Here is a 21,970-nt window from a genome sequence, read left to right as displayed (position 1 = left end):
CCTTAAGCTGCTTGTTCGTCCGTGGTCTGGCTGATCGTGCTCCACACGCTTGGCCCCTTGGCCGCTTTCTCGATGTCTGCCAAATAGGCTTGGTGCAGGGCCAATTCTTCTTCAGTCGGCTCTGGTTCGGGCAAATTCAGCGCACTGAGTTTGATTCGCTCCACGCCGTCATCATCATGTTGTGCATTCAGGTCGATCACCAGGCTGTCCTGCCCGCGTGTCATGGCCAAATAAACCTCGGCCAGAATTTGCGAGTCAAGCAAGGCGCCGTGCAATTGACGGTGCGCATTGTTCACACCCAAGCGGTCGCAAAGTGCATCCAGGTTGTTGCGTTTGCCTGGAAACATTTCACGCGCCATGCCCAGGGAGTCGATTACGCCGTCGACGTAATCGGCCATCTTGCCCATACCAAGGCGTTCAAGTTCGCCATCCAGAAACCCGATGTCGAATGCCGCGTTGTGAATGATCAGGGTACTGCCTTGCACAAAATCGAGAAAATCTTTGGCAATTTGCTTGAACTTGGGCTTGTCAGCCAGCATCTCATCGGAAATACCATGCACCTGAAAAGCGCCTTCATCCACCTCGCGCTCGGGGTTGATGTATTGATGAAAATGGTGATCCGTTACCTGCCGTCCATTCACCTCAATACAACCAATTTCGATAATGCGGTGGCCTTGCCGAACTTCCAGGCCAGTTGTTTCCGTATCCAGAACTACATATCTCATTGTTTCATCGCCTTTTCTACGCCCAGGTTTGCCAAGGCATCTGCCTTCTCGTTGCCGGGGTTGCCGGAATGGCCTTTCACCCAGTGCCAGCGCACCAAATGACGCAAGCTGGCTTCATCCAGGATTTGCCACAAGTCGGCATTTTTCACCGGCTTTTTGTCCGAGGTTTTCCAGCCATTCATTTTCCACTTGGGCATCCACTCCAATACTCCTTTACGCACGTACTGCGAATCGGTGTACACGTCGATGCTGCAACGTTTTTTCAGGGCATTCAAACCTTCAATGACAGCCGTCAATTCCATGCGATTGTTGGTGGTGTTCAATTCACCGCCGCACAATTCTTTGGCATGGTCACCCGATTGCAAAAACACACCCCAGCCACCTGGCCCCGGGTTGCCTTTGCACGCCCCGTCGGCATACATCACGACGCTGGCAATTCTTTGTTCACTCACAATTCAGTCCTGTTGGCCTTATCCTCGGTCGCCTATTGTAGGTGTTTTATTCAGCGCCTTATTGGCCATGGGTTTCAGTTGGCGTGAAGATACTTTTTTGTCTTTGAATGCCGGGCCGATCAGCCGCATGCCACGCACCCTTTTTACCGCACATACAAAATACACGGCACCACACACCGGCCACCAGCGATCACCTGCATGCTCCATGAATCCCATGCGGCTTAAGCCACTTTCGGTGAAGGCCGGGAAACGGTAGCAGCCAAAACGGCCAAACTCGGGTTCACAGGAAAGCAGCTTCAACCAGTCTTTCAGGCGGCTTAAATGAATGGGCTCACAACCTTTCGGCCACACAGGCGCCCAGCGTTTCAGGGCGGCATGCCGCAAGCCCCACAACGACATGGGGTTAAAACCAGTGATCACCACCCGCCCTTCCGGCATTAATACCCGCTCAACTTCTCGCAGCAATTGGTGCGGGTCTTCGGAAAATTCAAGTACATGAGGCAGCACGATCATGTCGAGCGATTGGCTCTCGAAAGGCAATTCTTCAAACTCGGCAAAACAATCGGGCGTAATCACTTCCACCCCATCGGGTTTGCTGGCCACCAAACCCTGCTGCACATAAGCCCTGTGGGGTATGCGGCTTTCTTTCAAGCCATCGACCAGCCGGGTGCCCAATTGCACGGCCCGAAAACCAAACAGGTCGGGCACCACTGAATCGATCCAGGCCTGCTCACGGCTTGTGAAGTACCGGCCCGCTGGCGTGTTCAGCCAGGCATCGAGTGCTAACATTTGGGCTTGTTGTGTACTCAAGTCGTTCAGGGGTTCAGATGGAATCATTCAAGTCTTCTCAAGTTTCGAATTGGTCGGTCTATGGTATCCCGGCCTTTCAGGACAACTACCTGTGGGCGATCGTGCATGAACCCAGCAAAGCCTGCATGGTGGTAGACCCGGGTTGTGCCAATTCGGTTCAGGATTTTCTGGATGCCCATGGCTATCATCTTAGCGGTATTTTGATCACCCATCACCACATGGACCACGTGGGGGGAATTGATGCGCTGTTGAGCAAAGCAGGCAAAGACCTGCCGGTCTATGGCCCGGGCAGCGGACGGGTTGCACAAATCAATCGCCCAGTCCGGGAGGGCGACACTGTGGATGTGCACTGCCTGGTCGCAAAAGTTCTGGAAGTACCGGGCCATACCCTGGACCACATCGCCTACGTGATCGAGCTTAAAGACACCATGAAGAGCGACGAGGTGTGGATGTTTCCAGGCGACACACTGTTTTCCGGTGGCTGCGGGCGCTTGTTCGAGGGCAGCCCTCAGCAAATGTTCGAATCACTTCAAAAACTCAATCAATTTGCTGCAAACACCCGCGTTTACTGTGCGCACGAGTACACCGAATCCAATTTGCGGTTCGCGCGGGCTTATTCACCCGGCTCCAAAAATATTGAAGCCCGGGAAATTGAAGTACGCAGAATCCGGGAACAAGGCTTAAGCACTATTCCGACAACGCTGGGTGTCGAGCGGCTCAGCAATTTGTTTATGAATGCAGCAAACCCCATTGAATTCAAACAAATACGTGAGGCCAAAGACAAATTCTGATTGCAATAATCAGTTAACAATTTTTCACATTCACACTTATTTGAAATAATTCAAGTGGTATCACCCGGGCTGGGGCGTGGGTCAACTCTCGATTGACCTACACAAAACTTCAACATAGGATGCACTTTCGTCTCGCTCTTTGCCCTGCCCGGCACCCAAGCTCTTTGAAATCCGACTCGTTCAAAAATGGAATCAAGCCTTCTGCCAAAACGGCCACTGTCGGTCGTTTCAAGGCAACGCTTGCCATTCTGGCGGGTGTTGTCGCTGGGCCCGGCTTGGCCTTGGCCAATGCGCAACAAGCCGAAATTGCATTCAACGCTGACAACGAGGAAGTTCAACTGTTCGGCCTGGTGGCCCCCAACCCGGGCCTTGAATTAAAGATGTCCGGCCCGCTGGACCTGATCACACTGGACTTTGCCGAGGAACCGGGTGATGTGTGGGCCGACATTCGGAAAGGCTTTTCGATACCTGACCTTGAAACGCAGGCCGTAAAGGTTCGGGAACGTGCCCTCATCAAAAACAAACGCATGGTCAACACCATGTTGTTGCGTTCGGAGCCCTACATTTATTTCATTGCCCAGGAATGCGCGAAGCGTGGCATGCCCTCGGAACTCGCTTTGCTGCCTTTCATCGAAAGCCAGTTCAACCCACACGCACGTTCCCCATCGGCGGCCGAGGGTTTGTGGCAGTTTATTCCGAGCACGGGACGTCAGTTTGATTTGAAACAAAACAAGTGGGTGGATGAGCGTCGTGACCTAGTGGCGTCTACCCGCGCTGCGCTGGACTACCTCACTTATCTGTACGACATGCACGGCGACTGGCACCTGGCCTTGCTTTCGTACAACTGGGGAGAGGGTTCGATACTGCGGGCAATTAAAAAAGCCCAAGAGGCAGGCCTGGAGCCGACGCTGGACAACCTTGAGTTACCCCTTGAAACACGACACTACATTCCAAAACTGCAGGCGCTTAAAAACCTGATCCAAAGCCCGGAACGCTTCGGAACCACCTTGCCGAAGTTTCCAAACAAACCTTACTTTGCAGAAATCAAACGCAGCTCGGATGTTGACCTTCGAGAGATTGCACGACTGGCCGGTGTCGAACTTGAGTTGATTCGCAAACTGAACCCCGGCTTGAACCAGCCTGTTTTGTACGCGGCCCACAGCAATACACTGCTGGTGCCTGTTGAGTACACTGCAAAAATTCAGGCCAGCCTGAAACAGTACAAGCCGCCAAAACCCCAACGCAGCTACACCGTGAAAAAGGGTGACACCTTGGGAGAAATTGCCCAGCGGTTTGATGTAAGCGTAAAGGCCTTGCAACAGCAAAATGGATTGGGCAAAAAAAAGCTGATCAAGCCCGGCATGAAATTGAGCATTCCTCACACGCCAAAACCGGGCAGTTGGGAATCCTGATACGGTTTTACAGCACGGGCGCAGCATCGATAAGCTGGCGGGTGTAGGCATGTTGCGGGTTGGCAAACAACTGCTCTGCCGAACCCCGCTCAACCACCTCACCATGCCTTAGCACCACCACCTCATCAGCCAAATACTGAACCACCGCCAGGTTGTGCGTAATGAACAGCATGGCCACGCCAGTTTCGGTTTGCAAGCGTTTTAGCAAATTCAAGATTTGCGCCTGAACCGATACATCCAGTGCGGAAGTGGGTTCATCACAAATCAAAATTTTGGGTTCTGAAACCAGAGCGCGCGCAATTGCAATGCGCTGGCGCTGCCCACCCGAGAATTCATGTGGAAAACGGGCCAAGGCTTCTTCGGGCATGCTGACCTGGTCGATCACCTTGAGCACTCGCGCCTTTCGAGCTGCCGCATCCAGATCGGGACGCAAACTAAGCAAAGGTTCTTCCAGAATTTCAGCGATTCGATGGCGCGGGTTCAGCGAGGCAAAGGGGTCCTGGAACACAAATTGAATTTTCGAGCGCCAGCCTTGGGGGCCACGCTCGGCCCACTGGCTCAGCGGGCGGCTTTCCATCAACACATCGCCCCCCACTTTTGCATTGCTGCCCAACAGGCCCAACAAGGCACGAGCCGCTGTTGTTTTGCCCGACCCGGATTCGCCCACCAAAGCCACAGTGCGGCCTTGCAGCAAGGTGAGGTCGAGCTTGTTCAGGACAGGTTTGAAGTGTTTGCGCAGCAAACCACCTTTTTCAGGATAGGCGACCGACAGGGACACGGTTTGCAACACCGCCCTGGCGCTGGTTCCTGAAAAATGAGCACTGCCAAAGTTGGTGCTGCCTGTGCCTGGCTTTGTGAAAGACAAATCGGCGTGGTAGAAACAACGCACCGCATGGGTTTGAGTGGCTGCGAGCAGTTGCGGCGTGCTTTGGCTGCAATTTTCCTGAGCATGCATGCAGCGGGCAGCGAAGCGACAGCCCGGCTTTGGATTGACCAGCGAGGGAACTCGCCCCTCTAATGCATACAAAGCCTGCCCACGCTGGGCCTGGCTAGGTAGCGACTTGACCAAGGCATGTGCGTAAGGGTGACGGGGTGCAGCAAAAAACTCGGCAGTGCTGGCTTTTTCAACCAGTTGGCCGGCGTACATCAGCCCCACCGTGTCGGCCATTTGTTTCACGATCGCCAAGTCGTGCGTAATCAGCAACATGGCCATGCCCTGCTCGCGTTGCAGGGTTTTCAATAAGTCGAGCACTTGGGCCTGAATGGACACATCCAGTGCCGTAGTTGGCTCGTCGGCAATCAACAGATCGGGCTTCACGCTCAAGGCCATGGCAATCATGACCCGCTGTTTTTGCCCACCCGACATTTCAAAGGGATACTGTTGCAAGCGTTTTTGCGGCTCAGGAATACCAACCCGGGCAAGCCATTCCTCGGCCTCTTTCAAAGCCTGTGCTTTGCTGACGCCTGTGTGCAGGCAAATGATTTCGGTCAGCTGATCACCCACAGTCATCACCGGGTTCAGGCTGGTGCCCGGCTCTTGGAAAATCATGGCAATGCGCTTGCCGCGCAAGGTGCGCATGGCGGTTTCGCTGATGCGCAACACATCGGTGCTGTTTGAATTTGCACCTGCACTACTCTCGTTTAACCTCACTTGTCCGGCCACAATTGCGCCACTGTCTGGCAACAGTCGAGCAATACTCAGGGCTGTCATGGACTTGCCACAACCCGACTCGCCCACCAAGGCAAAGGTTTGGCCTTTTTCAATGGCCAGTGAAATATCGTCGAGCGCATGCACCCAACCGGCTTCGCTGGCCAGGCGGGTTGTAAGTCCGTGGATGTTGAGCAAACTCATACGCTTACACCCTCACCAAAGATTGTTTCAACTGACGCGCGCGGGGATCGAAGGCATCGCGTACTGCATCGGCAAACAGGTTGGCCGAAAGCACCAACAACAGCATGAATACGAAAGCGGCCACCAGGCTCCACCACACAATGGGCTCGCGGCTTAGTTCAAGACGTGCCGCATTAATCATGGTGCCGTAACTGAAGGTGCTGGGGTCCACGCCCACACCTACGTAACTGAGCACAGCTTCGGCCAGCACCAAGCCGGAAAAGTCCATCACCATGGCAATCAAAATTAGGTGCATCAAATTGGGCAATAAATGCGAGAACAGAATTTTTGCACTGGACACACCACTTGCCCTTGCTGCCAGAATGTAGTCTTGCTCGCGCATTTTAAGTACTTCGCCGCGAATTAGTCGTGCAAGCCCTGTCCAACTGGTCAGCCCCAAAATGGCACACAGGAAGAACAGGCGCAGGTCTGCTTTTTCAACCGAGGACGCGAACGCCTCGGGGTTGGCATCCAGTGCAACCTGCAACATCAATACCGTTGCGGCAATCAGCAGCACGGATGGAATTGAATTCAGGGTGGTGTAGATGTATTGAATGACATCATCCACCCAACCCCGGAAGTACCCGGCGGCCAAGCCCATTGCAATGCCCACGGGCAAAGTGAGCAAGGTGGTAAGCAAACCGATCAGCATGGCTGTGCGCAGGCCTTTAAGAGCGATGTAGAGCACATCCACACCCACCTTGTCGGTACCCAACACATGGTAGGCCTCGGCCCACTTCCACAGCACGCCACCCAGAATACACAGCACAAACAAGGTCCACACCACTGCCTGATAGGCCCCGCTGCCTGTGAACACGCTGATGGTATTTTGATGTTCAGCATCGGCCATGGCCCGGCGAATAGTCCACAGCGCTGCCAGGAAAAAAGCCCACAACACGGCACCGCCCAGCGCACCTTGGTAAGCACGCTTCAACAGGTCTTGCCCTTTCAGGCTTTCATCTTGCAAGTGCGCACCACCAAACTGCAAACGGGCGTAATCGCGCACCGGCTTGCCATCCACTTCCATGGTTTCCTTGCTCAGTGCACGGGTGGCCAAAGGCGCGGAATAGGATTTTTCACGCTCATAGGCCAATGGGCCCAAGGCCACATCCAGCACAGAAATAATCGGGCTGGCATAACGGCTTTGCTGCTCGGCATTCAGGCGAAGGTGAATACTGTCGAGCAAAGTGATGACCACTGCCAACAGCAACACCACCAGGCTTGCGCTGGCAATTTTCGATTGAAACACCAAGCCCCAAGAGGCACGGGAAAGCGGACTTTTAACCACACTGCGAGCATAGGCCAGCACGCCAAATACCAGCAGCCAGATCAACACATCAGTGAGCAAGAAAGTAGGCATCATCGACCTGCTCTCCTTAAGCCAAACGAACCCGAGGGTCCGCGATGGTGTAAGCAATGTCAGTCAAAATCAAACCCACCAGATAAAGCACGGAACCAATGAACACCATGGCGCGCACAATCGCAAAGTCTTGCGATTGAATGGCCTCGATGGTGTAACTGCCCAAGCCGGGAATGCCAAAGAAGGACTCCGAAATCAGTGAGCCCATGAACAAAAGAGGAATGACTGTGACGGAACCTGTGAGAATTGGAATCAAGCCGTTGCGCAATACATGGCGCCCGAGCACTTGCACTTCAGACAAGCCCTTGGCACGTGCGGTGCGCACGTAGTCCTTGTTGATTTCTTCGAGAAAAATAGTGCGGTACCAACGTGTGCCGCCACCCAAACCACTGACCACACCGATGAGGACTGGCAGAATCAAAAACCGCCAGGCATCCACGCCTGCGTCGTATCCGGAAATGGGCACCAGCGCCAGCGTTTTGGAAAACAGGTACTGCCCGCCAATGATGTAAAACAGGCCGGAAATGGACATGGCCAGCACACACAACACCACGCCAGTCAAATCCAGATAAGTGCCTCGGAAAAAAGTCAGCAACAAGGACAACACAATGTTGAGGAACAAACCGAGAATGAACACGGGTACTGCCAAAGCCAGACTGGGCCCGGCGCGTTTTGCTATTTCATTGGCAATGTTGCGGCCATCGTCAGAACTTCCAAATTCACCCACAAACATGGGCACCGACTTTTGAAAGAAAATTGTTTCGGTTAACTTGCCTGCGCCCTCGGCTTCGCTGTTGACCAGCAGGGGCAAGTCGTAGCCTTTTTCACGCTTCCATTGATCCACCGATTCTTGCGCTACCCGCTTGCCACCCAATGCCATGCGTGCCATGTCATCAGGGCTGTTGACCTGGAAAAACAGCACAAAGGTGATCAGGTTCACGCCCAACAACACCAACAAGCCGTACAGCACACGGCGAAGCAAATAGTTGCCCATCAGCGTTCGCCCCCTTTGTGGTGTGCCAAGGTGGCAAGGTCTTCACGCAGCCCCATGGCTTGTTCTCGGCGCTTCCAGGCTGCCCAGGCTGGCCAAATGAACAGGACCAGTGCAATCAGCAACACGGGGATTGGCCACCACTCAGGCTGATTCCATTCCTTTCGGGCAGCATCGCGTTTGGCGGTGTCGATTGTTTTGTATTTGATGCTGTTGCGGGCCAGGTCGTTGGGTTTCACGTTGCCGTACCACTCGTGAATCAAACCAAACTGCTGCGGCACAAATGCAAACAACCAGGGCACATCGTCTTGAACAAGGTCGGTCATTTGCGAAATAATTTCAGCGCGTTCCTCGTTGTTCGGCATGGTTTTCATGCGTTCAAACATGGCGTCGTACTGTGCATTGGAATAGTTCGAGGCATTTTCACCAGCCGTTTTCGCACGGCTGTTCGGGCCGTACAGCAGGAACAAAAAGTTTTCCGGATCGGGGTAATCCGCATTCCAGCCAAGGAAGAAAATTTGCGCATTGCCTTTGCGAATTTTTTCCTGAAAACGATTCCAGTCAGTGGCCCGAATGTCCAGTTGAATGTTCAATTTCGCAAATTGCTTTCGGTACCAATCGAAGCGGGCTTTGTCGCCTGGGCCACCACCTGTGGTGTCCAGTGCCAAGGTCAAGGGTTGGCCGGTTTTGGGGTCAATGCCATTGTCATAACCCGCTTGCTTCAGCAAGGCCAGTGCATCTTCAACTGGCTTGCGCACTGGCTTTCCATCCACAATGTTGTACACCTGCGTGTTGTAACCCGCCTCGCCTTCCTCGTAACCAAACAGGCCCGGAGGCACTGGGCCATGGGCGGGCACGGCGCGGCCATTCGTGAAAATTTGGGAAAACTCTTCCCAGTCCATGGCAATTGCAATGGCTTGACGAAGCAACTTGGCGCGCTCTGCATCTTTGGCGGAATTGCCTGGCCCCACGACAGGGTCTAGCCAATTGAAGCCCAAGTAAAACATGCTGGTCGACAGCGAGGTTTCAAGTCGAATGCCTTTCTCAGCCATTTCCGGGGTGAGGGCTGCATCGCCGTCAGCGCTGGCGCGAATGGCTTGGTCGAAAGTGTCGGCACTAACCCCCGAAGTGTCGTAATAGCCTTGTAAAAACTTGTTCCAGTACGGAATGCCCTCTTTCTCGCGTGTGAACACCACGCGGTCAATGAAAGGCATGGTTTTGCCAGCATCGGCCAGCAAACCCTTCTCTTCATCCCCGGGCTCACCTTCAGACGGGTAAGGTTCACCCCGGTGGTTGGGGTTGCGCGACAACACCATGCGGGAATTCGGGTCGTTCTCGGTCAACATGTAGGCGCCGGTGCCCACGGGCCACCAATCCAATACCAGGTTGTTTTCTATGAACCCTTTTTGGCTGTAAAACGCATCGGCCTCCCATGGAATGGGGGCAAAAAACGGCATGGCCAACCAGTAAATAAACTGCGGGTATTTGCCGTTTACGCGAATTTCAAGCGTGTGATCATCGAGGGCTTTGGCACCCGGCAAATCGAATTGGCGCAAATCAAGCCACGGCAAATCTGCGGTGGCTGGCGGGAAAGCGTTGCCGGCTTCTTTCTGGATTTTTTCTTTCAGTGCCTTGTCGTGCTCTTGCAGGGTTTTGGACAATTCGCCCAAACCGACCACGTAATCGCCCATGTGCCCCAAAATTGGCGACACAATTCGCGAGCTGGCCAGCCGCTTGATTTCGTACACATAGTCATGTGCAGTCAATTCGCGTGTGCCCTGCTGCTCAAACTGCAAGGGGCTGCTGTAATTGCGGGCTTCGTCGCCAAGTTGGTGGTACAAAAAATTGCCTTGGGCGTCTTTGGCAAAAGCGGGGTGCGGCTGGTATTGAATGCCCGGCTTTAATTGAATGGTGTAAACACTGGTTTTAACGGCATCCAGGGGCGCATCGTCGGGCAACACATTGCCAGCCTCGTCCAGATACACCGGGGTGGGCATGGCTACGGCGGCCAAGGGCTCAAGCTGGTAGGGGCGCTTCAGGTAATGGTACTGAAACAGCGGCTCGTAAATTTGGTAGGTGAATTCTGCTTCGTCGGACGTGTAGGACTGGGCAGGGTCAAGGTGCTTGGGACGGGCAGTGAAGGCGGTGTAGAGGGTGTCGAGTTCTTGGTCGGCAGCCGTTTCAACATAGGGATTGTTGGGTGCTTTGCTACACGCAGCCAGGGAAAGCCCCAAAGCCACAGCCACAACAAAACCACCACCCCACTGAACTGCTTTTGCGAAACGCTGGAGAACTGCCAAAAAACCACCCTCGCACTGTTGTTTTTTTAGATGGCTTATTTAACCACGCCAAACACGCTCCGGACCAGTGTCGGCGTGAATCCAGCCACCTTTTGCACCCACACGGAAGTAGAAGCCCACGCCACCAGCACGGAAACCTTCAACCAGCTCACCCAGTACCTTGGGGTGCAGGCCGGGCAAACGGAAATCAACAGCCTGCCCTTTCAGGTGCAAAGAATTGCGGGCAGCGGGCAAACCTTGCTCGATCAAGCGGGCATTGGTTTTCGGGCTGCGATAACCCGAGGTAATTTCAACTGGCGCCACAAAGCCGTATCGACGCACAAAAGCCTGCGCAGCCCACAAGGTGTCGATAATTTGCGTGTCCATGCGGAAAACCTGATTTGCTTGCACGTCTCGAAGCAAACCACAAATCTGCTCATAGGCGATTGGGTTAAGATGTCCGTCTTTCCAGTAGGTTATGTTCAAGCGCTCGCCCGATTGTGGGCGTACCATTTCAAGGGTGCGCGGTTGCAGCCAAAAGGTAAGGTCAACCAGTCCCGGATCGAACAGATCGGGAGGTGGAACCAGATCGGAACCCGCGGCCAGAACACCGCGATTCAGGAATGTGTCCACCGAGCCAATGACGGCCAAAGTGCTAATCGTTTTTAGAAATGATCGCCGGTCGAATGTGTGCATTGCCATAACTTAAGAATTTACTTGAACTTATAATATGAGTTCTTTGAAAAAAAGTCACTAATCCATGTCAACAGATCGCCAAAATCAAACAGTTCGCACCCGTTTTGCACCCAGCCCAACAGGCTATTTGCACTTGGGGGGCGCCAGAACCGCTTTGTACAGCTGGGCTTTTGCCCGCCACCACAAAGGGCAGTTCATTCTTCGCGTGGAAGACACCGATGTTGAGCGGTCTACGCCTGAAGCTGTTCAAGCCATCATGGACGGCATGGCCTGGTTGAACCTGGATTACGACGAAGGCCCTTTTTTCCAAATGCAACGCATGGACCGTTACCGGGCCATGATCGACAAACTGCTTGAAAAAGGCGATGCCTACCTTTGCTACTGTACGCAAGACGAACTGAATCAAATGCGTGAAAAGCAACGGGAAAGTGGCCAACGTATTCGTTATGACGGCACTTGGCGCCCCGAGGCTGGCAAGGTATTGCCCGCGCCACCCGAGGGCATCAAGCCCGTGGTGCGCTTCAAAAACCCGCTGAGCGGCGCTGTGAGCTGGGACGATTTGGTGAAAGGTCCCATTTCCATCAACAACGAGGAAATGGACGATTTGATTATCGCCCGCCAGGACGGCACACCCACCTACAACTTCTGTGTGGTGGTGGATGACTGGGAAATGAAGATTACCCACGTGATTCGTGGCGATGACCACATCAACAACACACCGCGCCAAATCAATATTTTGAAGGCGTTGGGTGGTGAGCAGCCAATTTACGGACACCTGCCGATGATATTGGGACATGACGGCGAAAAACTGTCCAAGCGCCATGGCGCGGTCAGTGTGGTGCAGTACCACGAAGAAGGCTTTTTGCCAGATGCCATGATCAATTACCTGGCTCGCTTGGGCTGGAGCCATGGCGATGACGAATTGTTCAGCCGTGAGCAGTTGGTTGAATGGTTTGATTCTTCGAACCTATCTAAATCGGCCGCACAGTTTGATCCGGAAAAGCTGAAATGGGTGAATGCCCATTACATGAAACAGGCGCCGAAAGAGGTCTTGCTTTCTGATTTGCAAACACGCTTGGAACAAGACGGTGTGAATGCATTTGAAGGCCCGAAACTGGCCGATGTGTTGGATGTGGTGCTGGAGCGCGCTTCCACCTTGGTGCAACTGCGTGACGAAGCGGCACTGTTTTATAAAGTGCCACATGTGAGCGCAGAGGAACTGGCGCCCATGCTGGAAGAAGCAGGTGTGCGTGCCGCTTTGGCTGAATTCAATGACGGCCTGAACAGCGTGGACTGGAATGTGGAAGCGCTCAATGGTTTGGTGAAAGCCACCATTAAAAACCACGGCTTGAAAATGCCAAAACTGGCCATGCCACTGCGTTTGATGTTGACGGGCATTACGCAAACGCCTTCAATTGACAAGGTAATGAACTTGCTGGGCAAGCAAACTGTACAAACTCGAATTGCGCAAGGATTGCAATCATGAGCAACAAGAAACCCAAGGCGAACCCCGCCGACTGGGGCACAGCCACCCAGGCCATTCGTGCGGGCAGCCACCGCACTGAATTTGGTGAACATTCTGAGGCGATGTTTTTGACATCCAGCTTTGTGTTCGACAACGCAGCACAGGCTGCCGCACGTTTTGCTGGCACCGAAGAGGGCAATGTCTACGCGCGCTTTACCAACCCCAGCGTGCAAATGTTTGAACAACGCCTGGCCGTGCTGGAAGACACGGAATACTGCCTGGCCACATCCAGCGGCATGGCAGCCATTACCACGGCCTGCATGGGCTTGTTGAATGCGGGCGACCACATCATTGCGTCCAAAGCCTTGTTTGGTGCCACCGTGCAGTTGTTCGTGAACATTCTGTCGCGCTTCGGTATTGAAACTACGTTTGTGGATGGCACCAGCATTGAGGCCTGGGAAAAGGCGATCAAGCCAAACACCAAGCTGTTTTACAGCGAGACGCCTTCGAATCCGCTTACTGAGATTCTGGACATGAGGGCGCTGAGCGACTTGGCCAAAAAGCACGGCATTTACAACGTGGTGGACAACTGCTTCTGCACCCCTGCCCTGCAAAAGCCAGTCGATTTTGGTACGGAAATTATTATTCATTCCGCCACCAAATACCTCGATGGCCAAGGCCGTGTGCTGGGCGGAGCCATTTGCGGCCCCAAAGACTTGTTGAAAGACAAAATTCTGCCTGTGCTGCGCACTGCCGGCCCAACGCTGTCGGCGTTCAACGCCTGGGTGCTGTTCAAAGGGCTGGAAACATTGAACATTCGCATGCTGGCGCAATCGGCTGCTGCACTTGAAATAGCCACCTGGCTGGAAGCACACCCTGCGGTAAGTAAGGTGTACTACCCGGGGCTGAAAAGCCACCCGCAGCATAAATTGGCGATGAAGCAGCAAAAAACAGGCGGTGCCATTGTGTCGTTCGAGGTGAAAGCAGCGAATGAAGACGATGCACGCGCCAAAGCATGGCAGGTAATTGACAGCAGCCAGTTGATGTCGATTACTGCCAACCTGGGTGACACTCGCACCACGATTACTCACCCGGGCACTACCACGCACGGAAGGCTTAGCCCGGAAGCGCGTGAAGCTGCCGGTATCAAGCAAGGTTTGATTCGTTTGGCGATTGGCCTTGAGGATGTTGCCGACTTGAAGAAAGACCTGATGCGCGGCTTGGGTGGGTAATCAGGCAAGCGTGAAACAAAAAAGCCGCTGATTTTCACCAGCGGCTTTTTTTATTTGACGTGGACATTACACACGCATTTGGTCTTCTGTCATGCCCTTGGCCATGGCTTCTTTCATCCAGTTTGGGCGCTTGCCGCGACCAGACCAAGTTAATGAGGAATCCTGGGGGTGACGGAAACGCACAGGCGCGGGTCCCAGTTCACGCTTGCCCTTGGGTTTTGCGCCACCCAATTCAGCAAACAATTCTTCAAGTTTCAAACCCTTTGAAGCAGCAAGTTTCTTGACTTCTTCAATGGCTTGCAATTTGGAACTGCGTTCATTCAATTCTTTTTCAATGTCTGATTTCAATTGTTGAAGTTCAGAAGCACTTAAAGCAGATAGGTTTAGTTTTTTCATTTTTTCTTTTTAAAGAAGTTTATTAACAAGCCCGATTGTAATTAAATTTATTATTAATCACAAACGTGAAATTAAATTGATTACTTAATAAGGTCAAGTGCAAATTTAAAATGCTCATTTTCCGCACTTTCCAGCCATTCAAATACCACCATTTCGGTAGTCACCAATTCAGCACCATTACCAGCCAAGCGATCAAACGCGGCATCACGGTTTCTATCTGTTCTCGAGCCGCAAGCATCGGTTACCACCCACACTTCCATTTCTTCATTCAGCAAATCGAGTGCAGTTTGAAGCAGACACACATGGGCCTCAACACCCGCAATTACAATACTGGGGCGCTCTGATTCCTGGGTATTCTTTTGCAAATGTTTGGGCAAACTGCGAGCGTTGCCTGCAGGTGCTTTGCTGGTCAATAAATCAATCAAACCTTCAGGGCAAGCACTGAAGTGGGTTTTGCGCATTGTTGCTTTACAAAATGCACCCAAGGCAGGAATAAACGGACCTATTTTGTCGGGCACATGCTCGGTACCAAACACCGGCACGCGCAGCTTTTTGGCCAGTGTGGCCAGTATCAAGGCATTTTTGTAAACCTCGTCGGCCTGGTGTATGGCCGGCATCAGCTTTTCTTGATAATCAATTAAAACGAGTTGGCTTGATTCGTGATTCAATAACATTCGATGTGAAAAACCAAAGTGCAAAACAAGAGCATACAAGGTTATTCACTACAAAAACACCAGGCACTGAACAACACAATCATAGATTCAACCTTGTTTACTTTCTGTAATCTGTTGACAATATTTTTCAAGCTCCTCGGGCAAATGGCTTGGACACACGCCACACAAACGATTGCCAGGCACCGCATAATCAATGAACTTCGGATAAGGCAAATTCAGTTTATGCATGATTTCAATAAACTCTTGAAGACTTTTTTCATCGCCCAAACGAGGATTTCGGCTTTTCTCTTGCCCAATTGAGGAAACCCGGCGGTTTTGATAATCATGCCCCGGGTACACCAAAGTCTCTTCGGGCAAGCTGAACAGTTTCTCTTTCACGCTTTTGTACAAAGTGGGGGCATCGCCATTTTGAAAATCGGTTCGACCGCAACCATCAATCAGCAAGGCATCCCCTGTAAATACACGTTCACCCAAGCGATAGGAAAAGTGACCGTCGGTGTGACCGGGCGTGTGTAGGGGTTCAATTTGCACACCGCCCACAACAAATGGTTTTCCTTCCTCTATTGCATGGTCTGTGCATGGCAAGCGATCAAACGCCGGGGCCGCAATTTTGCTACCCACTTTGTTTTTCAATTCAAGCGCCGCAGTAATGTGATCCGCATGAATATGGGTGTCCAAGGTGTAGGCGAGTTTTAAACCGAGCTCGTTCAAAATCGCAAGATCTCGGTCCATCACAGACACCACCGGGTCAATCAACACGGCCTGCCCTGTTTCCTCGCAGCCCAGCAGGTAGGTGTATGTGCTGGATACCGGTTCAAAAAGCTGTTTGAAAATCATCTTTTAACCCCAATCCTCTACATATGCGCAACAACGCATATAATAGACTCTCTTGCATGTTTGCGCTGCAAGAAACGTGGCGCGAGAGCCGGGCAAGGCACAATGTTGCATCGTGCAATTCGCAAAGGGAATAATTTTGAAGCAGGCATTTTCATGATTGGTACGCTGGCTTTGGGTTTGTTGGTGGGCTTGGTCATGGCGCTGACTGGCGCTGGTGGTGGCGTGCTGGCTGTTCCCCTTCTCGTGTTTACAACCGGGCTGCCAGTGCAAGAGGTATCACCCATTGGTTTGCTGGCCGTGGGCCTTGCTGCCACGCTGGGTGCGGTGCTGGGTTTGCGTGCAGGTGAGGTGCGCTACAAAGCAGCCGCATTGATGGGTTTTGTGGGCTTGCTCCTCTCCCCTGTGGGTTTTTGGCTTGCCCAGCAGGTGGACACCAAGGCACTGGGACTGGCTTTCTCCGTGGTATTGCTGTGGGTGGCTTTCAATGCGTTTCGGGGCGCAGCCAATTCAGAAATGAATGTGATTGATGCGCCACCCGATGCTGAAAAAAGCAAATGCCCCTGTATACGCAGCCCTGAAACCGGGCGGTTTATCTGGACCTGGCCTTGTGCGCGCGCACTTGTTTTCTCGGGTGCGGTCGCGGGCTTTTTATCAGGCTTGCTGGGCGTGGGTGGCGGCTTTGTGCTGGTGCCCACCTTGCAGCGATTTACCAACTTAAGCGTTCAATCGGTCACTGTCACTTCCCTGGCAGTAATTGCGATTGTGTCCACCTTTGGGGTATTGAACAGTGCCAGTGCAGGGGCTTTCAATTATGAAATTGGCATCACTTTTGCTGCCGCCGCCTTGTGCGGTATGTTGGGCGGGCGCTTGATTTCAAACAAAATGCCAAGTGCGCAATTGAAAAAAGCATTTGGCGTGATGTGCATCATTGTGGCGGCACTGATGGTGGTGAAAAATATTTAAGTGATTCAAAAACCCGGCGTAATTCCGAAACCAATCGTGAAGGCCCTGACCTCTTGAAAAGTGCCATAGTCGCTGCCGTAGCTGGCATCCACTTGCAGAAAATCGGGAATGAGGGTGTAACGGGCACCGACGCGCCAACTTAAACTGTCATTCACACCTGAATAGGTTTCAACAGAAAACCCGACCCGCTCATTGAAGGAATAATCCAGTGCTGCCGCTTTGAAGACACTGTTGTCGCTTTGGGTTTGGTCGCTGTATTGCAAGTAACCCAAATTCAAGTGAAGCAGCAAATCGGTGCCATGCAGGGGCACCGAGGCAATGGTTGTAAGCAGCGTTTCCTGCGACGATTCATCATTGAATTTCAAGCGCCCCCATTCCCGACTGGCCGCCAAGCCAAATCCCGTTGAGTTTTCAGTGAAATCTTGAAGAATGTGTTTGTAACCAAGCGCAACCAGGGATTGATCTTCCTGATTGCCATGAACAGCGACAAGCCCAAGACTGAATTCGCTGTTGCCCAGGAAATTGAAGCCTCCATTGAAATTGTCTTGTCGAACTTCAAGGGCAGTTTCTGTCCAGAAATCAAGTTGGCAGGTTCTGTGTGCGGTCACCGACGCATCGTCAGTTTCAATGGGACGCCCGGCCTGTGCCGAATGAATGTTCATGCACACCATCAAGGCACAAGCCGCGTATCGGATCATCTAGAATTTCCCAAAAAATATTCAGGCGCTGGCGCTTGCTTCTTCTTCAATAGCGGCCGATGCCTGCGTTAATGCGTCCTGATCGATATTAAAGTCCATCAAGCGCTCTACATTCAAAAGTAGCACAAACTCTTCACCGACTCGACCAACACCTTTGAGAAAATCGGTATTTACACCTGAACCAAACTGCGGAGGCGGATTCACTGAATCGCTGGACACGTCAACCACCGCATTCACCGCATCGACCATAAAACCGATCACCTGAGACTCATCTTGAACACTTGATTCAAGAATCACGATACAGGTGCGACGGTTCACTGCGGTTTTTCCCTGACCAAACCGTGAGGACAAGTCGATGACAGGGACCACTGCACCTCGAAGGTTGATGACGCCACTGATACAAGCCTGCATCATGGGCACCAGGGTAATGTTGCCATGTTCAATAATTTCCTTGACGCGCAAAATTTCAACGCCCAGCTTTTGTTGATTCACCTGAAAAGTCAGGTACTGCTTGATTTCAGCATTCATTTCAAAATTCCCTCAAATTCAGTTTTGAACCATGAAACTACGGGTAATGGACTGCCCCACTTCACCCACCAGTTTCGGAATGTCAACAATCAGTGCCACTTCGCCGTTGCCCATAATCGTGCCGCCACTCACGGCCGGGTTGCCTTCAAACAGACCACCCAAGGGTTTGATCACAGTTTGGGATTCACCCAACAGGCGGTCTGCAACGATGCCCACTTTCATTCCGCCGTGGCTCACCACGATGATGTTCTCGCGCTTGGGCTTCTCGCTTGTTTCTCCAAATACCTTGCGCAAACGTATGCAGGGCAAATATTCGCCGCGCAGGTCGTAGCTCAAATCCACGGCATCACTGTTGCTGCCCTGGCCAGTCAGTTCTACGCATTCGCGCACATAGGCCAGCGGAATCACATACACACTTTGCCCCACGGCAATCTGAAAACCATCAATAATAGCCAGAGTGAGTGGCAGGCGAATTTCAAATGTGGTGCCAACTCCTTCTGTGGATCGAACATTCACCGTGCCACGCAGGGCTTCAATGTTTCGCTTGACCACATCCATGCCAACGCCACGGCCAGAAATGTCGGTGACTGCCGCTGCGGTTGAGAAACCAGGCGCAAAAATCAGCATGTTGATGTCAGATTCAGTGAGCGTTTGAGTGGCCGATACAATGCCCTTCTCGATCGCTTTGGCACGAATTTTCTCGTGCACCAAACCACGTCCGTTGTCACGGACCTCGATCACAATGTGCCCACCGTCGTGGTAAGCATTGAGTGTCAATGTGGCTTTGTCCCGCTTGCCTGCCTTCAAACGTTCGTCGGGTGTTTCAAGGCCATGGTCCATGGCATTGCGCACCAGGTGCATCAAGGGGTCGCTAATTTTTTCAACCACTGATTTGTCCAGCTCGGTTTCCTCGCCCTGAATAATCAGGTCCACATCCTTGCCCAAAGCCTGTGCGGTATCGCGTACCACACGTTGAAAACGCTGAAAGCATTCGCCTATTTCAACCATGCGCAAACCCAAGGCGCCATCCCGAATTTCTTCGATCAAGGCACCCACTGCACAGGTGGCTTCCAGCAGCGCAAAATTTTGTGCCTTTCTGGCCTGTTCAACCGTTCCGGCATTGGCAATTACCAATTCACCCACCAGGTTAATGAGTGCATCGAGTTTGTCCGACTGCACCCGAATGGTGGATGTTGCTGCCTTGGCTGGCACTTTCTTGGCCACTGCCTTGGCTTCTGTGCCGACTGACGCAACCGGCGCGGCAACTGCAGGCACGGTACATTCCGCATTCATGGGCGTTACTGACACCCTGCACTCTTCCGGCAAAAACTCGAAGGCATCCAGAATGTCTGCCTCCGATTGCACAGTTTCATACTGGGCATTGAAACCCAGAAAGCAGGTTTCCGGATCAAACTCGCTTACTTTGGGAATGTGCTGTAACTGGGGCTCCATGGATTTGAACTGCCCCGACTTTGCAAGGTAGTTAAAAATGGAATGTGGGTCAAAACCATCGCGAAATGTGTCAACACCCAGTTCCACCTGAATCAGCCACGCGCGCAATCCGGTTGCCACGGGGCTTGTCGCCTCATTCAGCAAGTACGCCTTCAACTGTCGGGTCAGCGCGGATTGTTCAGCAATGCTTTTCTCATCCAGATCGTTTGTGTCTACACCGCTTTCCAAACTTGCAACCAGGGAATGAATTTGATCGCAACAGGCCAACACCAGATTGCCCAAGGCAGAATCAAATTGAAGTTCCTGATTTCGCACACGGTCCAACACGGTTTCAAGATCGTGAACAAAGTGGGTGATGTTTGCAAAACCAAATACGCCTGCGCTGCCTTTGATGGTGTGAATGGCGCGAAACGCAGCATTCAGCAATTCCAGGTCTTCAGGACTTTTCTCCAACTGAAGAATCAGATTTTCTACATCAGCCAACAACTGGTAAGCCTCGGTGTAAAACACACTCTTGATGGAATCAAGATCAATTTCAGTACTCATTTAAACCTCGCTTGGCAGGTGCCAACAAATCGCTCAAACCAAGTCGCTCGGCCTTGGCCTGAAACTCCGCGTTGCACCCTGTCCAGTTCACTCTGTTCTGATACATCGGATCGAGCCGAATTGCAGCAAGCAACTGAAGCCCGGCGGTATCCACTTCCTCACATGCAGAAAGATCAAGCAACAACGTTTCTGCCGTTTCAAGTGCAACGGAGATCAGGTTCAGGTTGCTGCTGGCCTGTGCAATCGTGAATGCACTGAAGTGCAATACCTGCGCTTGCCCGGTGATAGTCTGTTCCATGTTTCGCCCTCCTGTGGCGTGTGGCGGTCAAGCCACCAGCTTGTTGACAGCGGCCAGCATTTGCTCGGGCTTGAATGGTTTCACCATCCACGCTTTCAAACCTGCAGCCTGCCCTTGGGCTTTCAGCGTGTCGTCGGTCTCAGTGGTCAGCATGATGATGGGCACAAACTTGTAATCGGGCATCTTTTTAACTTCCCGCACAAAGCTCAAACCATCCATGTTTGGCATGTTCAGGTCGCTCACAATCAAATGCACCTTGCGCCCGTCCAGCTTGGTCAATGCGTCTTTGCCATCGCAACCTTCAATCACTTCAAACCCTTGAGACTTCAAGGTCATGCCCACCACCTGTCGCAGTGAAGTGGAATCATCAACTACCAATACTGTTTTACTCATGTTCATTTCTCCTGATTCAGAAAAAAGTCAGTTCATCACTGTCTGTTTTTCCGGACGGCTGGGACGCTTTGTTTGAAGCGCCACTGCCGTGGTTCTGGCGCTCTTCGGCCATGGTGTAACCACTCTCAAGCGTGTGCATCAACTCGCCAACGGAAATTGCATCAAGCCCGGTGGTACATTGCTCACCGAATTGCTTCAAGCTGTGGTCGACATGGCCAATAATCTGGCTGACGCGGTCTTGAAACTGAAAGTGAACAATTGCGGCGCCAAGTTCATTGCTGACCAAGCCGGTGTTTTTGACAATGCCATCGCTTGCGCTTTGCAAAGGGCGAGTGACCGACTCAAACTGTTCGATAACCTGCTTGAAGGTTTGGTCTGAATCAGAAAGCAAAGCCTGATCCGAAACCTCCATGCGAATGGCACCTTCACTGGCTTTTCTTGCTGCAACCGCAATTTGTTGAATGCGGGTACGAATTTGTTGCCCGGTTTGCGCAGACTGATTTGAAAGCTTCCTTACTTCATCGGCCACCACGGAGAACCCACGCCCTTCTTCACCGGCACGAGCAGCTTCAATGGCTGCATTCAAGGCCAACAAATTGGTTTTGGCAGCAAGGTCTTCCACCGCTGAAGCCATTTTGCTGAGTTCCTCGGTGGAGGCAATAAAGCCTTTCACCTCTTCCATCAACTCCGATTTCTCGAGGAAAGCCTGGCGGATCTTTTGCTGCATGGCCTCCAGGCTGGACTGCGACTGCTTGATCAAACTTTGATCTGCTCCGCCGGCCTGGCCGATAATGCCCACAGCTTCAGTGGCCAGGCTCATGGTTTCATTCAAGCGCTCGTGAATCGATGAGAAAGCCGAAGTCAACTTCACCACACCTTGTTCCATTTGGCCATTGGCTGTGCTCAACTGCGAACACAATGTGGGCGCCCATCGCTCAGCCAGTTCCCTGAGGTCCAGCTCACTTGTTTCAATCAAGGCCTGTGCTTTCGCATGGGCCTCGGAAGTTGCAGCAAGCCTTGACTCCGCAGAATCTGCACTCAACTTACCGCGACTCGCAAACCATTTTTTCATGAAGTTCAT

22 protein-coding genes are annotated in these 21,970 nt (G+C 52.4%); 5 read left to right on the top strand and 17 right to left on the bottom strand.

The window, feature by feature from the left end; genetic code table 11:
- Window positions 1–2 precede the first annotated feature (2 nt).
- The 3 genes from dnaQ to FCS97_RS09865 are packed head-to-tail and all read right to left on the bottom strand — an operon-like array spanning window position 3 to window position 2,014.
- Complete coding sequence (gene dnaQ, locus FCS97_RS09875) at window positions 3–725, bottom strand: DNA polymerase III subunit epsilon (protein ID WP_138518279.1); 723 nt, start codon at window positions 723–725, stop codon at window positions 3–5.
- Window positions 722–1,162 (bottom strand): ribonuclease HI, encoded by a 441-nt coding sequence (gene rnhA / locus FCS97_RS09870; protein ID WP_212746482.1) that lies wholly within the window; start codon window positions 1,160–1,162, stop codon window positions 722–724. Before rnhA ends, dnaQ begins: the two co-directional genes overlap by 4 nt.
- A 33-nt stretch (window positions 1,163–1,195) precedes the next feature.
- Entirely contained in the window at window positions 1,196–2,014 is an 819-nt protein-coding gene (locus tag FCS97_RS09865) for a class I SAM-dependent methyltransferase (protein WP_138518278.1), read from the bottom strand.
- Between FCS97_RS09865 and gloB the strand changes: the two genes are divergently transcribed.
- Window positions 2,005–2,778, top strand: a complete 774-nt coding sequence (gene gloB / locus FCS97_RS09860; protein ID WP_138518277.1) for a hydroxyacylglutathione hydrolase — start codon at window positions 2,005–2,007, stop codon at window positions 2,776–2,778. The two genes, FCS97_RS09865 and gloB, sit on opposite strands and share 10 nt — an antisense overlap.
- A gap of 164 nt (window positions 2,779–2,942) precedes the next feature.
- Window positions 2,943–4,190: a transglycosylase SLT domain-containing protein gene (locus tag FCS97_RS09855; RefSeq protein ID WP_171035257.1), complete on the top strand. Its 1,248-nt coding sequence runs from the start codon at window positions 2,943–2,945 to the stop codon at window positions 4,188–4,190.
- Window positions 4,191–4,197: 7 nt separating this feature from the next.
- On the opposite strand, the gene FCS97_RS09850 is transcribed toward FCS97_RS09855, so the two are convergent.
- Genes FCS97_RS09850 through FCS97_RS09830 form a run of 5 tightly spaced genes read right to left on the bottom strand, consistent with a single transcriptional unit; the run spans window position 4,198 to window position 11,407 of the window.
- On the bottom strand, window positions 4,198–6,042 hold the full coding sequence (locus FCS97_RS09850) for an ABC transporter ATP-binding protein (RefSeq protein WP_138518275.1): 1,845 nt from the start codon (window positions 6,040–6,042) through the stop codon (window positions 4,198–4,200).
- Window positions 6,043–6,046: 4 nt separating this feature from the next.
- Window positions 6,047–7,444: an ABC transporter permease gene (locus FCS97_RS09845; protein ID WP_138518274.1), complete on the bottom strand. Its 1,398-nt coding sequence runs from the start codon at window positions 7,442–7,444 to the stop codon at window positions 6,047–6,049.
- Between the two features lie 13 nt (window positions 7,445–7,457).
- Window positions 7,458–8,435 (bottom strand): ABC transporter permease, encoded by a 978-nt coding sequence (locus FCS97_RS09840; RefSeq protein ID WP_138518273.1) that lies wholly within the window; start codon window positions 8,433–8,435, stop codon window positions 7,458–7,460.
- Window positions 8,435–10,732, bottom strand: a complete 2,298-nt coding sequence (locus tag FCS97_RS09835) for an ABC transporter substrate-binding protein (protein ID WP_212746473.1) — start codon at window positions 10,730–10,732, stop codon at window positions 8,435–8,437. The genes FCS97_RS09840 and FCS97_RS09835 overlap by 1 nt, the downstream gene beginning before the upstream one ends.
- Window positions 10,733–10,771: 39 nt before the next feature.
- On the bottom strand, window positions 10,772–11,407 hold the full coding sequence (locus FCS97_RS09830; RefSeq protein ID WP_138518272.1) for a YcbK family protein: 636 nt from the start codon (window positions 11,405–11,407) through the stop codon (window positions 10,772–10,774).
- Between the two features lie 64 nt (window positions 11,408–11,471).
- Between FCS97_RS09830 and gltX the strand changes: the two genes are divergently transcribed.
- Both gltX and FCS97_RS09820 read left to right on the top strand, forming a co-directional pair.
- Entirely contained in the window at window positions 11,472–12,893 is a 1,422-nt protein-coding gene (gene gltX, locus FCS97_RS09825) for a glutamate--tRNA ligase (RefSeq protein WP_138518271.1), read from the top strand.
- The gene (locus FCS97_RS09820) at window positions 12,890–14,104 is read left to right on the top strand and encodes an O-succinylhomoserine sulfhydrylase (RefSeq protein ID WP_138518270.1); all 1,215 of its coding nucleotides are present in this window, start codon (window positions 12,890–12,892) and stop codon (window positions 14,102–14,104) included. Before gltX ends, FCS97_RS09820 begins: the two co-directional genes overlap by 4 nt.
- A 66-nt stretch (window positions 14,105–14,170) precedes the next feature.
- On the opposite strand, the gene FCS97_RS09815 is transcribed toward FCS97_RS09820, so the two are convergent.
- The 3 genes from FCS97_RS09815 to FCS97_RS09805 form a co-directional block, all read right to left on the bottom strand.
- Window positions 14,171–14,500 carry an H-NS histone family protein gene (locus FCS97_RS09815; protein ID WP_138518269.1) on the bottom strand — a complete coding sequence of 110 codons (330 nt, stop codon included), beginning with the start codon at window positions 14,498–14,500 and terminating at the stop codon, window positions 14,171–14,173.
- 80 nt (window positions 14,501–14,580) lie between these two features.
- On the bottom strand, window positions 14,581–15,174 hold the full coding sequence (locus FCS97_RS09810; RefSeq protein WP_138518268.1) for an isochorismatase family protein: 594 nt from the start codon (window positions 15,172–15,174) through the stop codon (window positions 14,581–14,583).
- Between the two features lie 87 nt (window positions 15,175–15,261).
- Entirely contained in the window at window positions 15,262–16,011 is a 750-nt protein-coding gene (locus tag FCS97_RS09805; protein ID WP_138518267.1) for an MBL fold metallo-hydrolase, read from the bottom strand.
- A gap of 102 nt (window positions 16,012–16,113) precedes the next feature.
- On the opposite strand from FCS97_RS09805, the gene FCS97_RS09800 reads away from it, so the two are divergent.
- Window positions 16,114–16,974 carry a sulfite exporter TauE/SafE family protein gene (locus FCS97_RS09800; protein WP_342776964.1) on the top strand — a complete coding sequence of 287 codons (861 nt, stop codon included), beginning with the start codon at window positions 16,114–16,116 and terminating at the stop codon, window positions 16,972–16,974.
- Window positions 16,975–16,979: 5 nt separating this feature from the next.
- Here the strand turns inward: FCS97_RS09800 and FCS97_RS09795 are convergent, their stop codons facing one another.
- Genes FCS97_RS09795 through FCS97_RS09770 form a run of 6 tightly spaced genes read right to left on the bottom strand, consistent with a single transcriptional unit; the run spans window position 16,980 to window position 21,970 of the window.
- A complete protein-coding gene (locus tag FCS97_RS09795; protein ID WP_138518266.1) occupies window positions 16,980–17,672 on the bottom strand; it encodes a TonB-dependent receptor in 693 nt (230 codons plus the stop codon).
- Between the two features lie 21 nt (window positions 17,673–17,693).
- A complete protein-coding gene (locus tag FCS97_RS09790; protein WP_138518265.1) occupies window positions 17,694–18,200 on the bottom strand; it encodes a chemotaxis protein CheW in 507 nt (168 codons plus the stop codon).
- An 18-nt stretch (window positions 18,201–18,218) separates the two neighbouring features.
- Complete coding sequence (locus FCS97_RS09785; RefSeq protein ID WP_138518264.1) at window positions 18,219–20,198, bottom strand: chemotaxis protein CheA; 1,980 nt, start codon at window positions 20,196–20,198, stop codon at window positions 18,219–18,221.
- Complete coding sequence (locus FCS97_RS09780; protein WP_138518263.1) at window positions 20,188–20,496, bottom strand: STAS domain-containing protein; 309 nt, start codon at window positions 20,494–20,496, stop codon at window positions 20,188–20,190. Before FCS97_RS09780 ends, FCS97_RS09785 begins: the two co-directional genes overlap by 11 nt.
- Before the next feature lie 27 nt (window positions 20,497–20,523).
- Entirely contained in the window at window positions 20,524–20,889 is a 366-nt protein-coding gene (locus tag FCS97_RS09775; protein ID WP_008251063.1) for a response regulator, read from the bottom strand.
- A gap of 16 nt (window positions 20,890–20,905) precedes the next feature.
- A complete protein-coding gene (locus FCS97_RS09770) occupies window positions 20,906–21,970 on the bottom strand; it encodes a methyl-accepting chemotaxis protein (RefSeq protein ID WP_138518262.1) in 1,065 nt (354 codons plus the stop codon).

The sequence above is a fragment of the Limnobacter alexandrii genome (assembly GCF_005871185.1).
Lineage (GTDB): Bacteria > Pseudomonadota > Gammaproteobacteria > Burkholderiales > Burkholderiaceae_B > Limnobacter > Limnobacter alexandrii.
This window is presented reverse-complemented; position numbering and strand designations above follow the sequence as displayed.